The organism is Giesbergeria sp. (assembly GCF_028686475.1).
Taxonomy (GTDB): Bacteria; Pseudomonadota; Gammaproteobacteria; order Burkholderiales; family Burkholderiaceae_C; genus Simplicispira.
Window position 1 is genome coordinate 72,181 of record NZ_JAQUCA010000009.1, and the last position, 12,704, is coordinate 84,884.

Here is a 12,704-nt window from a genome sequence, read left to right on the forward strand (position 1 = left end):
GCGATGGATAGGGCGAGGGTTTCAGGTTGCCAACTGCGCCTGCAAACTCACATAGTCGGTTTTGCCCGAGCCTAACACCGGAATCCGCTCTACCACGCGGATGTTGCGTGCCACGGCCAACTCGGGCGCACCCAAGGCTTGGGCGGCGGCTACCAGTTGCGTCCGGTTCAAGGTGCCATCGGTGGTGAGCAGCAGCAGGTTTTCTCCTTTGGCTGGGTCGGCTTGCGCCAACACCGCATGTTGGTGCAGTGGCGAGGCTTTCACCGCCACCTGCTCGGCCACATCCAAAGACACCATTTCGCCCGCTACCTTGGCAAAGCGTTTGATACGGCCTTCGATGCGGACAAAGCCATCGTTGTCTATCGAGACAATATCGCCGGTCTCGTACCAACCAGGGCGGCCTAAGGCTTGCGGCACTTCGAGCAGGCCGGGGTTCTCGTAGCGCAGATAGCCTTTCATCACGTTCGGGCCTTGCACATACAGTGCGCCGCCTTGGGCAATGCCGGGCACAGGTTCTAAATGGTATTGGATGCCCGGCAGCAACTTGCCTACCGTGCCACTACGCGCAGCCATCGGGGTATTAACGGCCAGCACCGGCGCACATTCGGTGGTGCCATAGCCGACCAAAATGCGTACGCCAAATTTATCAAACCATAAATCGCGCACGGCATCCGAGAGCTTTTCTGCGCCAGCCACCACATAGCGCAGCCGGGCAAAGTCAAAGGGGTGCGCCAGCTTGCCATAAGCCCCTAAGAAGGTGCTGGTGCCAAACAGCACCGTGGCATCGCGGTCATACACCAACTCGGGGATGATGCGGTAATGCAGCGGACTGGGGTAGAGAAACAGTTTGCAGCCTGCCAACACCGGCAGCAAAGCGCCACAGGTCAGGCCAAACGAGTGAAACAGCGGTAGCGCCAAAAAGAACTTGTCGCTGGGTTTGAAGTCGGCACTGGCCCGCACTTGGGCGATATTCGCCAAGAGCGAGTTGTGGCTATGCACCACGCCCTTGGGTTTGCCCTCAGAGCCTGAGGTAAACAAAATCACCGCCGCCGCATCGGGGTTGCCGGGGGCAATCAAGCGCTGTGGGGCCACCATGCGGGCGGCAATCCACAGTTTGTCCGACAGGCCCATGCGTTGCTTCAGGTCTTCCACGTACAAAATTTGGTAATGTGGCTCTAGTCCGGCGATCAATTTTTCTAGCCCACCCTTGGCAATAAACAGGCGACTACTGACGATGGTTTTGACCTGCGCGGCATGGCAAGCGGCTTGCACCCCGCCCACCCCGGCGCTGTAATTGAGCAGCGCGGGCACACGGTCAAAGGCAGTCAGGCCCAAAATAGCCGCCAGCGTGCCGGTGCTGTTGGGCAGCAACACGCCCACGGCCTCGCCGGGGTGGGTGTGCGGCAGCAGCAGACGCGCTGCACCCAAGGCCATTTTGAGCAAGGTGTTGTAAGACTCCTCTTGCAGGCGCACATCTTCCACCAGCATATAAGCGCCACCAAAACGCGCACGGGCCTGCAACAGGGCAGAAAACAGCGTGGTGCGTTCGCGCGACTCTAGCGTCATGTGCTGCATCACGCGGTGCAGGTCTTCACCGGCTTTGCGCCGCGCTTCGCGCGCTGGGCCTTCGGCGCGGGCAATGGTATGCGGTGGGTGAATAGTGAGGGTAATTTTGGGAAACCAACGGGTTGGAAACAGCCCTTTCACATAGCTGAAAGGGGTATGCAACGCCCCTTCAATGCTGACCGGCACCACGCTGGCTTGGCTGCGTGCCGCCACAAAGCCGGTGCCGGGGTAGGTTTTCATCAACGAACCGGTGACTGAGATGCGTCCCTCGGGAAAAATCACCACCGGCTCGCCTTCATTCACCCGTGCCACCACGGTTTTCATGGCCAGCGGGTTGGTCGGGTCTACCGTTAGATGGCGTGCCAAACGCAATACGGAACGGAAGAACGGTTTGTTGGCAATGCCTGTATTCACCACAAAGGTGGCCTCTACTGGCAAGAACAGTGCCAGCAGCACCCCGTCCAACAGCGACTGGTGGTTCGCCACAATCAGGGTTTTTTCTTGGTGCAAATGGCCTAAATCGCCTTTGACCTGTACCCGGTACAGCAGTCGAAAAACACCTCGTAAGGTAGCGCGTAGCAGTGGTTTGAGCATGTGGCAAGAACTCCGTTGTCGGGTGGTAGATGGTAGTGCCACTGGCCTACAGCCTGCGACAATGGCGAGCATGAATCCATCTGCCTTCGCCCCCCTCATCAACGACACCTTTTTGCGTGCTTGCCGCCGTCAGGCGACCGATTACACCCCACTGTGGCTGATGCGCCAAGCCGGACGCTACCTGCCCGAGTACAAAGCCACCCGCGCCAAAGCGGGCAGTTTTATGGGATTGGCCATGAATGTGGATTACGCCACCGAAGTGACCTTGCAGCCGTTGGAGCGGTTTCCGTTGGATGCGGCCATCTTGTTCTCTGACATCCTCACCGTGCCCGATGCGATGGGCTTGGGCCTGAGCTTTGCCGAGGGCGAAGGCCCACGCTTTGCCAAAACGGTACGCACCGAGGCCGATGTGGCCCAACTGGCCGTGCCGGACATGGACAAACTGCGCTATGTGTTCGATGCCGTTACCAGCATCCGCAAAGCCTTGCAAGGCCGGGTGCCGCTGATTGGTTTTTCGGGCAGCCCGTGGACGCTGGCTTGCTACATGGTCGAGGGCAAAGGCTCGGACGACTACCGGCTGGTCAAAACCCTGATGTACTCGCGCCCGGACTTGATGCACCGCATTTTGGCTATCAATGCCGACGCTGTGGCCCAGTACCTGAACGCGCAAATCGATGCCGGAGCGCAAGCCGTGATGGTGTTTGACAGCTGGGGCGGTGTGCTGGCCGATGGTGCTTTCCAAGAATTTAGTTTGGCCTACACCGCGCGCGTGCTGGCGCAGCTCAAACGCACTGGCGTTGATGGCACTGATGTGCCACGCATTGTTTTTACCAAAGGCGGCGGTATTTGGTTGCCCGAGATGAAGCCGCTGGATTGCGAAGTGTTGGGCTTAGACTGGACAGCCAACCTCGGCCAAGCGCGCGCCATCGTCGGCGGTGATGTCGGTGGCCCCGGCAAAGCCTTGCAAGGAAATATCGACCCGAATGTGCTGTTTGCTCCACCCGCGCAAATTGAGGCCCAAGTCGCCAAAGTATTGGCCAGCTTTGGTACCCCCCACACCGACCGCAACACCAGCGGCCCGACGCATATTTTTAACTTGGGCCACGGCATCAGCCAGTTCACCCCACCCGAGCATGTAGCGGCGCTGGTGGAAGCGGTGCATCGCCAATCTCGCGCCATGCGCCAAAGCTGATTTTTCCTCCATCATGAGCAGCAGCGCCGATGCACCGAATCACGCTATCGCTGTGGCGGTGCAAACGCCCGCCCACAGCGGGATGGGCGACCTGCTCACCTACCGCAACGCGCAGCCGCTGGCAGCGGGAACGCTGGTGCGCGTGCCCTTGGGGCGGCGTGAGGTGCTGGGCGTGGTTTGGGAAGCACTGGCGGCCCCGCCTGAGGGCATAGAACTGCGCCCCATTAGCGCCGCGCTCAACGGGATTGCGCCGCTGGATGCGCACTGGCGGCGCTTGGTAGGCTTTGCGGCGCGTTACTACCAGCGCACGCTGGGTGAAATCGCCCTGATGGCCCTGCCACCGCAGTTGCGCGATTTACAACCCGAACAACTGGCACGGCGTTTGCGCCGCCCAAACGCCGCCAGCCCGAAAAACGCAAACCCCGTGCCGCTAGTGGATTTGAGCGCCGAGCAAGAAAGCGCCCGAGCGCAAATTGCCAGCCAGCCGGGGCCATTTTTGCTGTTTGGTAGCACCGGCAGCGGCAAAACCGAGGTCTATTTGCGCTGCGTGCAAGCCATGCTGGCCGCCGATGCCACGGCCCAAGCCTTGGTGATGGTGCCCGAAATCAACCTGACCCCACAATTGCAAGCACGCTTTGTGCAACGCTTTGGCGTGGAAAATGTGGTCTCGCTGCACAGCGGCATGAGCAACCCACAACGCCTGAAAAGCTGGTTGGCCGCGCACAGCGGCAGCGCGCGCATTGTCTTGGGCACACGCATGGCGGTGTTTGCCTCCATGCCGCAATTGTGCCTCATCGTCGTTGATGAAGAACACGACCCCAGTTACAAGCAACAAGAGGGAGCGCGTTACTCGGCGCGCGATTTGGCTATTTGGCGTGGGCGTGAACAAAATGCCAAAGTCATTTTGGGCAGTGCTACACCCTCGTTAGAGAGCTGGTACGCCAGCCGTCCGCCCAGCGCCGACGACCCCGGCGGGCGCTACCTGCGCCTGCACATGCCCGGCCGCATCGGCGCGGGGGCTTTGCCCAAGCTGCGCGTGGTGAATATGCAGCAGCAGCCCAAACGCACGGTTTTTTCTGCACCCTTGCTGGCCGCGCTGCAAGAACGCTTAGAACGCGGCGAGCAGTGCCTGATTTTGCTCAACCGGCGCGGCTATGCCCCGGTGCTGCATTGCGCCGATTGCACTTGGAAAAGCGACTGCCCGCATTGCAGCGCGCACCAAGTTTTTCACAAAACCGACCGCAGCTTGCGCTGCCACCATTGCGGCTTTAGCGTGCGCGTGCCGCGCGCTTGCCCCAGCTGTGGCAGCCCCGACATCACCCCCATAGGCAAAGGCACCGAACAGCTAGAGGAGCAACTGACCACCTTGCTGGCGGATGTACGCCGCCCCGATGGTGGCCCGGTGCGCGTGGCGCGCATCGATGCCGACAGCACGCGCGCCCAAGGGGCCTTAGAAGCGCAACTGGCACAGGTGCATGCTGGTGAGGTGGACGTGCTGGTGGGCACGCAAATGATTGCCAAAGGCCATGACTTCAGGCGCATTACTTTGGTGGCGGCAGTGCAACCCGATGGAGCGTTGTTTTCGAGTGATTTTCGGGCACCTGAGCGCTTGTTTTCGCTGTTGATGCAAGCCGGTGGCCGCGCTGGGCGCGATGCCCAATACCTTGAGCGCCAAGGCAGCCGCAGTGAACTGTGGTTGCAAACCTTCTACCCCGAACACGCCGTCGTGGCTGCTTTGCGCCAGCACGATTACGTTGCCTTTGCCGAGCAGCAATTGCAAGAGCGCCGCGATGCCGCCATGCCCCCATTTGCCTTTCAGGCGCTCATACGGGCCGATGCGCGCACGCAAGAGGTCGCCCAAGGCTTTTTGACCGCCGCCAGCGCGGCAGCCCATGCCCAAGGCTTGCCCGGTTTGGGTCAGCATGTGACACTCTACCCAGCGGTACCTTTGGCCATTCAGCGCGTGGCCAATGTAGAGCGCGCCCAAATGCTGTTAGAAAGCGATAACCGCCCAGCATTGCAGCATTTTTTGGCTGCTTGGCAAGCATTACTGCACGCTCTACGCCGCCAACCCGAACACAAAGGACTGGTGCGCTGGCTGGTGGATGTGGATCCGCTGGCGATTTGAACACGCACTCAGAGATACTATGACATTTTCTGCCACCCACACAGCGCCTAGTTATAAAGAACGCTTTTTAGCCTTCTTTCCTGCCCACTTTAATTCTTCAGCAGGCAGTGTGGCATTTTTTTTGCTGCTGGTGTCTGGCGTTTATTTGACCAGTTATTATAGCTATTTACTTTTTCATAGCGTCGCAGAATTTTTTAGTATCTTTATTGCAGTAACCCTGTTTATTATTGCAATCAATTGCGCTGCTTCGATTCGCAACCAATATATTTTATTTATTGGCTTGGCTTATTTGTTTGTTGGGGTGATGGATTTTTTTCATACCTTGGCTTACAAAGGTATGCCAATTTTTACCGATTACGACTATTACGCGCCACAGTTATGGATTGCTGCCCGCTACATGGAAGCTATCAGCATGTTGGTGGGGTTTAGTTTTTTGGGTACACGCAGACAGGTTCATATTCCACTGACGCTGGGTATTTTTGGCATCGTCACCACCGGGCTGGTGGCTTCCATTTTGTATTGGAAAATTTTTCCGGTGTGTTTTGAGCCTGGCAAGGGTTTGACACCGTTTAAGGTCGTCAGTGAATATATTATCTGCGCCCTGTTGTTAGGTAGTGTATATTTATTGCACCAGCGTCGCTATCTGTTTGAAAGCCAAGTCTATCATTGTCTGCAATGGTCACTTGCGCTGATGATTGCCACCGAGCTGTGTTTTACGCTCTATGTGGCGGACAGCATGAGCGATACCTTTAACCAGCTGGGCCATATTTGCAAAATTGCGGCTTTTGCGCTGATTTACCGTGCGGTGGTGGTTACTGGTTTGCGTGACCCCGTCAATTTATTATTTCGCGAAATTAAACAACGTGAAGCCAACTTGCAAGAGGCGCAAACCATTGCCAATTTAGGGCGCTGGTGTTGGAGAATGGACGATGGCCGCTGGGATTGGAGTGGGATAGTATTTCGCAGTTTTGGTATTGCCGAATCAGGCCAGCAAACTTTGGGGCAAGTATTAGAAACTGTGCATTCACAAGACCGTGCTATTTTCTTAGAAGCCTTAGAAAATTGCCGCCAGCACGGTGTTCCATTTATTATAAAATTGCGAATCATCAATGAAGAGCGTACCATTTTTATCCAAGTGCGTGGCGAGTCTATTCAAGACGACAATGGACAGGTAGAGCGCATTGCTGGCACGGTACAAGATATTACCGCCCAAGAGCGCATGATGGAAGAGCTGCAACAGGCCAAAATTGAAGCCGACCAAGCCAATGCAGCCAAAAGCGCATTTTTGGCCAATATGAGCCACGAGATTCGCACCCCGATGAATGCTATTTTGGGTTTGACGCACTTAATGCGCCGTGATGCCGTACTACCGCAGCAATTTGAGCGCTTAGATAAAGTGACCGATGCCGCCCAGCACCTGTTGAGTATTATCAACGATATTTTAGATTTTTCTAAAATAGAAGCAGGCAAACTTACGTTAGAAGTGGCTGATTTTCCGTTAGAAGGGGTGTTTCATAGCCTGCATGGTTTAATTTGCGACAAAGCCGAGGCCAAAGGCATTGAGGTGATTAGCCGCATTGACCCGGCTTTGCCCAAGGTATTGCGTGGCGACCGGATGCGTTTGTCGCAAGTGCTGCTCAATTTTGCCACCAATGCGGTCAAATTTACCGAATCTGGGGCGATTGCCCTGCGCGCGCGCTTGGTGCAGCAGCAAGCCGATGCCGTGGTGGTGCGCTTTGAAATCAGCGACACCGGCATTGGCCTTAGCCCGGAGCAGCAAGGGCGTTTGTTTCAACCCTTCGAGCAGGCCGACCCTTCCATCACGCGCAAGTTTGGCGGCACTGGCTTGGGCTTGGCCATCAGCCACCGGCTGGCGCTGTTGATGGGGGGCAAGGTGGGTTTAGAAAGCAGCTTGGGCATGGGCAGCACGTTTTGGCTAGAGCTGTCCTTGCAATTGGGCGATGCCAGCGCCATGAGCAGCCAAGCGCCGCGCACCCTAGAGCGCGAGTTAGAAGTGCTGGTGGTGGACGATTTAGAAGAAGCCCGCGAAACCCTGGCCGATATGCTGCACAGCTTGCACTGCCGCACCACCTTGGCTTCATCGGGCGAGCAAGCCCTCGAAATCATGGCGCAGGCAGCGCACAATGGCCGACCGTTTGATTTGGTGCTACTCGATTGGAAAATGCCCGGTATGGATGGCATTGCTTTGGCCAAAGAGATTCAGGCGCGTTACATCCAGCCGCGTCCGGGCGTTATCTTGGTGACCGCCTATGGGCGCGAATGCCCAATTACCGTGTTCAAAGAGGCGGGCATTGCAGCAGCGCTACCCAAGCCCGTCACATCGTCTAGCCTGCTCGATACCATCGTTGGCTTGGTCACCGGCGAGGATACGCTACAAAAAGCCAGCGTTGCCAGCACCAGCCCCAGTTTGCACCAGCCCAATTTGCAAGGCTACTACGTGCTATTGGCGGAAGATAACCTCGTCAACCAAGAAGTGGCATTGGAGCTGCTACGCAGTGTTGGGCTGCGTGTGGATGTGGCCGACGATGGGCGCATGGCGGTGGAATTGGCGCGCACCCATGCCTACGACTTGATTTTGATGGATGTGCAAATGCCGCACATGGACGGGCTGGCCGCCACGGCGGCCATTCGCCAACTGCCCGACCGGGCCAAGGTACCCATTTTGGCCATGACAGCCAACGCCTTTGCCGAAGACCGCGAAGCCTGCGTGGCCGCTGGCATGGACGACCACCTCAGCAAACCCGTGGACCCCGACAAGCTGTTTGCCACTTTGCAACACTGGCTATCGCGCACTGCTGGCAGTAACGCTGGCCGTGGTGCTGCTGCCAGCGCGTCGGTGGCTGCGCCAAGTGCCGATACCGGACTGCACGCGCGCCTCAGTGCGATTACCCAGCTTGATATGGCGGCGGGCCTCAAAATCGTCTGTGGCAAATTGCCCACCTACCGGCGCATTTTGGCGTTGTTTGCCGACGGCCATGCCAACGATGCCCAGCGCTTGCAAGCTTTGTTAGCGCTGGGCGATTTTGCCCAGCTGCGCCAGCTGGCCCATGCCCTGAAAGGAGCAGCAGGCAATATTGGTGCCCAAGGGGTGCGCGCGCAGGCGCTGGCGCTAGAGATGGCCGCCGAGCGCGGCGATGCCGCCCAAGCCCAAGTGGCCGTGCAAGCACTGGCGACAGAGCTGGTGGCACTGGTGGCGGCTTTGCGGACAGCACTACTCGTTGCAGTGCCAAGCACCGCGATGGCACCAAGCGTACCAAATGCTGCGCCCAGCGCGACGACAGCCACAGCCGGTGGGCTGACTACGCTACCTGTCCCATCGGCACAGCTGGCATCCGAGTTGCAATCACTGCACAATCTACTGAGTAATGATGATTTGGAGGCGCGCCGCCTGTTTCGGCACTTACAGCCCATACTACTGGAAAACCAGTGGCCAGCTACCGTGTTAGAACCCTTGGCCGCTGCCATCGAACGCTTTGACTACGCCCAAGCCATCCATCTGCTACGCCAACACCATGCACCAAGCCCATGAGACCGTCCTGCTGGTTGATGACCAGCCCGAAAACCTGAGCATTCTGGCTGATTTGCTAGAACCCCATTACCGGGTCAAGGTGGCCGATTGTGGCGAGCGGGCCTTGCGTGCCGCAGCCTCTGAGCCGCGCCCCGACCTGATTTTGTTGGACGTGATGATGCCCGACTTGGATGGGTATGGGGTGTTGTCGCGTCTCCATGCCAATGCCAGCACCAAAAACATCCCCGTGATTTTTGTGACGGCGCGCGATAGCGCCGAAGACGAAGAGCGTGGCCTGGAGCTGGGGGCGGTGGATTACATCGTCAAACCGATACGCCCGCTGGTGGTGTTGGCACGGGTACGCACCCACCTCGAAAACCGCCGCGCCCAGCACCTGCTGGCGGACCAAAACAAGTTTTTAGAAGCCGAAATTGCCCGGCGTATGCACGACAACGAAATCGTGCAAAACGCCAGCCTCTCGGCCTTGGCCATGCTGGCCGAAATGCGCGACACCGACACCGGCAACCACATTTACCGCACCCAAGGCTATGTCGAAGTGTTGGCGCGCGCCCTGAGCCAGCGTCCGGGCTATGCCGAACAATTATCGCCAGGGCAACAAGTTCGCATCGCCAAAGCGGCCCCCTTGCACGATATTGGCAAGGTGGGAATTCCAGACCGCATTTTGCTCAAGCCCGGTAGCCTGACCGAAGAAGAATTTGCCATCATGCGTACCCACTCGCGCTTGGGCAGCGAAGCGATTGAACAGGCCATGCAAAAAGTGCAAGCCGCAGACCAGTCTAGCTACCGCAATGATTCGCAACCCTTGGCCTTCTTGGATGTGGCACGGCAAATTGCCCAATCGCACCATGAGCGCTGGGATGGCAAAGGCTACCCCGATGGCAAGCAGGGGGCGGATATTCCCTTGCCCGCACGCATCATGGCGCTGGCCGATGTCTTTGATGCCCTGACCACGCGCCGGGTGTATAAGCCCGCCATGACGATTGAGCAGGCCACTGACATCATTTGCAAAGGCCGAGGCCAGCATTTTGACCCGACCATCGTGGATGTGTTTTTGCAAGAACACGCACAATTTATCCGTATCGCGCACCACTACGCCGAAGCCTAAAGCCAGCGTTTTTTATGCTTCTTTTTTCCCCCTGATGGCCACCCATTATGTCCGAATCTGTCCCTAGCAATCCTGTCTCGGCCATCTACCATGCGGATGCCTTGCTTCCGGGGACACGCTTGGGCGAATTTGAAATTGTGGCCTTGCTGGGGGTGGGTGGCTTTGGTATGGTCTATCAAGCCTTTGACCATTCGCTGCACCGCACCGTGGCCATCAAAGAATATATGCCTGCCGCCTTGGCCGGGCGCGCCCCCGAGTTATCGGTGGCTGTGCGCGCCCTCAATGATGTGTCGGCCTTTGAAGCGGGGTTGCGCTCTTTTGTGGGCGAAGCGCGCATGTTGGCGCAGTTTGACCACCCCTCCTTGGTCAAGGTGTTTCGCTTCTGGGAGGCCAACCACACCGCTTACATGGTGATGCCGCTCTACAAGGGCATGACGTTTAAGCAAGCGCGGTTGCAAATGCGTACCCCACCGCCTGAAGCGTGGCTGCGCCAAGTGCTGTGGGCGGTGTTGGGGGCTTTGCGTACCTTGCACGATGGCTGCACTTTGCACCGCGACATCTCACCCGACAACATTTTTCTGCAAGATGCTGGCCCACCGGTGCTGCTGGATTTGGGCGCAGCCCGCCATGCCATTAACGACCGCGAACGCAAACACACTGCCGTACTCAAAGTTAATTACGCCCCGATTGAGCAATACGCCAGCGGTGACCCCGACTTGCCCCAAGGCCCCTGGAGCGATTTGTACTCGCTGGCGGCGGTGGTTTATGGTTGTTTGTGCAACGATATGCCCGAGCCTTCTACCCTGCGTGCCATCCGCGACCGCATGGTGCCTTTTGCCCGTGTGGCGCGCACGGTGGGGCAACAATTTGGCCAAGATTATTCGCCCGCTTTTGTCCATGCCATCAGCCAAGCGCTGGCCCTGCGGCCACAAGAGAGGCCGCAAAACATTGATGCCTTTTTGCAGCTGCTGGACATGGGCAGCGCCCCAAGCGGTGTCGATAACTTTGATTTTCGGGCTGCACTGGGGGCGATTTGGGTAGAACCCACCGACCAGCCCAGCCCCAGCATGACGCACACGGTAGATTTGTCTGCCGCCAAAACCGTCACGGCGGGGCCAGTGGCTGCCCCAGCGCCCAGTGTTAGCTCCTCTAGCCAGCGCATGGCTGATGCGGGCGATACCATCCTGATGGACGATGCACCAGATACCCTGCTGCTGCAACATGGGTCAGAAACCCAAATTGCCAATGATTCGCCCGAATCCATAGGGTTGGAATCGAGTTGGCCAGAACGTCCCTCGCGGCATCCAGGAGGGCATCCAACAGCAACGCCCAGCACTGCGTCCGCAGCGCCCCAGCAGCCTTGGCTGCTTTGGGCGGGTGTTGCGGCGGCGTTGGCCGTTGGTGCCGCCAGCGCCATGTTCTACCTAGGGCGTAGCCCAGCTAAGGCCGTGGTCCCGGTGGAAGAAATCATCATGACCGAAAAAGCGCCTTTAGCGCTTGTAGCGCCTCCCCCCACCGCCAGTGTGGCAGCACCGGTGCAAGAGGCGGTAGCCCCCCCACCCGAACCTCAACCCGAACCAGCACCTCCCCCCCCGGAACCCACCGGGCCTACCCCGGCCTTTGTCCAAAAAACCGACCCGCGCGCGCTGTCACAAACCGCACCGCCCAAACCAGCACCCAGCCGCAAACCCAGCCCCACAGAGACAGCCGCCCCAGCCCCTGCGCCGGTAGTGCCAGCGCCACCCGCGCCCGCAGTGGCCGTGCGCCCCCCCAGTCCGGCCAAACCAGCCCCCAGCGTCTGTGCCGACAGCAGCGCGCTGACGCGCAGCATGTGCTTACGCAGTGAATGCCGCCAGCCTGCTTTGGCTAACTTGCCGGTGTGTGTTGAGTTTCGCAGGCAGATGGAGCCACTAGAAGTGCGCTCGTCCAGCAACTAAAAAATGCACCCACCAAAATGGGTAGGCGTTATATAATCGCGGGCTTCGCAGCGCTTGCGCGACTCCGCGACGAAAAGCAGTTCACTGCTCACCCTACCTAAGAGGTTTCCTTCAGAGAAACACCGACCGTAGAAAAGAGTCCCCAGGACACCAGCCCCTGTTCAGGCTGGTCAAACCCTCGAAAGAATTACAGCATGAAAACTTTCAGCGCCAAGCCCGCTGACGTGCAGCACGAGTGGTTTGTGATTGACGCCACCGATAAGGTGCTCGGACGTGTCGCCAGCGAAGTGGCACTCCGTCTGCGCGGCAAACACAAAGCCATTTACACCCCGCACATTGATACCGGCGATTTCATCGTCATCATCAACGCTGCCAAGCTCAAGGTCACTGGTACCAAGAGCCTGGACAAGGTCTATTACCGCCACTCCGGTTATCCCGGCGGCATCACAGCCACCAACTTCCGTGACCTGCAAGCCAAGTTCCCTGGCCGCGCACTGGAAAAGGCTGTCAAGGGTATGTTGCCCAAAGGCCCACTGGGCTACGCCATGATTAAAAAGCTGAAGGTGTATGGCGGTGCCGAGCATCCGCACAGCGCCCAACAGCCCAAAGTGCTGGAAATCTAAGGAGCCGAG

7 protein-coding genes are annotated in these 12,704 nt (G+C 58.3%); 6 read left to right on the plus strand and 1 reads right to left on the minus strand.

The window, feature by feature from the left end; translation table 11 throughout:
• Window positions 1–21: 21 nt before the first annotated feature.
• Window positions 22–2,160: a bifunctional acyl-ACP--phospholipid O-acyltransferase/long-chain-fatty-acid--ACP ligase gene (gene aas / locus PHX60_RS08330; RefSeq protein ID WP_300076657.1), complete on the minus strand. Its 2,139-nt coding sequence runs from the start codon at window positions 2,158–2,160 to the stop codon at window positions 22–24.
• A 70-nt stretch (window positions 2,161–2,230) separates the two neighbouring features.
• Here aas and hemE point away from each other — a divergent pair, with 70 nt between their 5' ends.
• The 6 genes from hemE to rplM all read left to right on the plus strand — a co-directional run bounded on the left by hemE (window position 2,231) and on the right by rplM (window position 12,695).
• The gene (gene hemE, locus PHX60_RS08335; protein WP_300076659.1) at window positions 2,231–3,352 is read left to right on the plus strand and encodes a uroporphyrinogen decarboxylase; all 1,122 of its coding nucleotides are present in this window, start codon (window positions 2,231–2,233) and stop codon (window positions 3,350–3,352) included.
• A gap of 13 nt (window positions 3,353–3,365) precedes the next feature.
• Window positions 3,366–5,480, plus strand: a complete 2,115-nt coding sequence (priA, locus tag PHX60_RS08340) for a primosomal protein N' (protein ID WP_300076661.1) — start codon at window positions 3,366–3,368, stop codon at window positions 5,478–5,480.
• A 19-nt stretch (window positions 5,481–5,499) separates the two neighbouring features.
• A complete protein-coding gene (locus PHX60_RS08345) occupies window positions 5,500–9,030 on the plus strand; it encodes an MASE3 domain-containing protein (protein WP_300076663.1) in 3,531 nt (1,176 codons plus the stop codon).
• Window positions 9,014–10,135 (plus strand): HD domain-containing phosphohydrolase, encoded by a 1,122-nt coding sequence (locus PHX60_RS08350; RefSeq protein WP_300076665.1) that lies wholly within the window; start codon window positions 9,014–9,016, stop codon window positions 10,133–10,135. Before PHX60_RS08345 ends, PHX60_RS08350 begins: the two co-directional genes overlap by 17 nt.
• Before the next feature lie 47 nt (window positions 10,136–10,182).
• The gene (locus PHX60_RS08355; protein WP_300076667.1) at window positions 10,183–12,072 is read left to right on the plus strand and encodes a serine/threonine-protein kinase; all 1,890 of its coding nucleotides are present in this window, start codon (window positions 10,183–10,185) and stop codon (window positions 12,070–12,072) included.
• A gap of 194 nt (window positions 12,073–12,266) precedes the next feature.
• Window positions 12,267–12,695 (plus strand): 50S ribosomal protein L13, encoded by a 429-nt coding sequence (gene rplM, locus PHX60_RS08360; protein ID WP_300076669.1) that lies wholly within the window; start codon window positions 12,267–12,269, stop codon window positions 12,693–12,695.
• Window positions 12,696–12,704: the final 9 nt, after the last annotated feature.